The sequence below is a fragment of the Oleiphilus sp. HI0123 genome (genome assembly GCF_001635315.1).
Genome location: NZ_LWGE01001269.1, coordinates 1 through 1,629, shown reverse-complemented (window position 1 = coordinate 1,629; position 1,629 = coordinate 1). Strand labels below are relative to the sequence as shown.

Here is a 1,629-nt window from a genome sequence, read left to right as displayed (position 1 = left end):
TGCCCGAGACATGAATAAGCTGGTTTTTCTGCGTATTTTTGAAGAAAGCCCTCTAAAAAGTCGGCTAGGTTGTTGCGTGAGAGTGTTGTGTTTATCTGTGTCATCGGTAACCCCAAAGGTGTTTATTATTATGAATCTAGATTAGGTGGGCCTAGCAGCTCTTTATCTGCCTTACCTAGAAATAGTTTCATCGATAATTTCTGAATAATGGTTCCGTAGGGAGGATAGAATAAACCAATCGGAAAGAATCGATGTCGTTGAAAAGTCGATCGGGCATGGGATAGCTCACGAAACCCTTCTTCGCCATGGTAACTGCCCATACCTGAATTACCCACGCCACCAAAAGGCATGTCGTGATTGAATGCATGCCAGCCCCAATCATTAATGCTTACTCCACCAGACAGCGTGTTTTTCATAATTGTGTCTCGTATGGATTTATCATGGCCGAATAAATAGAGTGCTAGAGGGCGTTCCCGGTCGTTTATAAAGTCAATTACTTCGTTGATATTATCGTAGGGAATCACAGGCAAAATTGGACCGAATATTTCTTCTTGCATCAAATTCATATTGAGATCAGGGTTCTTTACAATATGAAGCGGGTACTGCCGCCCCTTGCCAATAGAACCGCAAACGGTTATGTCTGCCCGATGCGCTTTCGCGTCGTCAATTAGGCGCCTGAAACGTTCGTCTGCGCGGTCGTCTACCAATGAGGTGTAATGTTCACTACCGGAAGTCGAGGGATGCATTTTTATAAACTGTTTCTTTACGGCCTCAACAAACTCATCAATATTATTTCTAGGTACTAACGCATAGTCAGGTGCTAAACAGACTTGACCGCTATTCATGGCCTTACCATGCGCAATTCGCTTAGCGGCATCATTCAGGTTGGCGCCTTCACACACAACTGCCGGCGATTTTCCACCGAGTTCTAAAGTGACAGGTACCAGATTTTTAGCCGCGTTACTCATGATAATACGCCCGGTTTTAGGCGAGCCTGTAAACACCAAATGATCGAAAGGCTGCTCTGAAATTTTCATCGCATCCGGGTGGTCACCAGGCAACACATCCACCAAGTCTTCAGGAAAAATTTCGCTAAGCATTTCTTGCAGTAATGCGGCTGAGTTAGGGCAATTCTCCGGCATTTTGATCATCGCTCTGTTGCCCGCTGCCAAAGCTGCAATAAGAGGCCCTAACGCTAGGTATAAGGGAAAGTTCCATGGGCAGATGATTCCGACAACACCTTTGGGGTGGTAATGTACTTTGGCTTTATTACTTGTGAAGAGTAACTCCGTGGATCTACGACTAGGCTTCATCCACTTTTTGAGTTTGTGAACTGCATGATTGATTTCTAAAACGGGCCCGAGCACATCAATAAGTTTAGATTCAGCTGGTGCGCGCCAGCCAAAGTCTTTGGCTGCTGCAGCGGTAATGGCATCTTGGTAACGCTGAATTTGGCTACGAAGATTTAGAAGATTTTTTTTCCTCTCATTGAAGGAAGGGTAAGGATTAGCTCGAGCCGCTGACTTAAGCATAGTTAATCGTTCTTCAATAGATGTATCGTGAGTAGAAATTTTCGCCGCGCAGTTCATTTGTTTGCCTCTATTTTTATCGATTTAAACGTGCTTATGT

The 1,629-nt window shown here is 44.5% G+C and carries 1 protein-coding gene; it reads right to left on the bottom strand.

The window, feature by feature from the left end; genetic code table 11:
- Positions 1–128 precede the first annotated feature (128 nt).
- Positions 129–1,589, bottom strand: a complete 1,461-nt coding sequence (locus tag A3761_RS15025) for a coniferyl aldehyde dehydrogenase (protein WP_068507112.1) — start codon at positions 1,587–1,589, stop codon at positions 129–131.
- Positions 1,590–1,629: the final 40 nt, after the last annotated feature.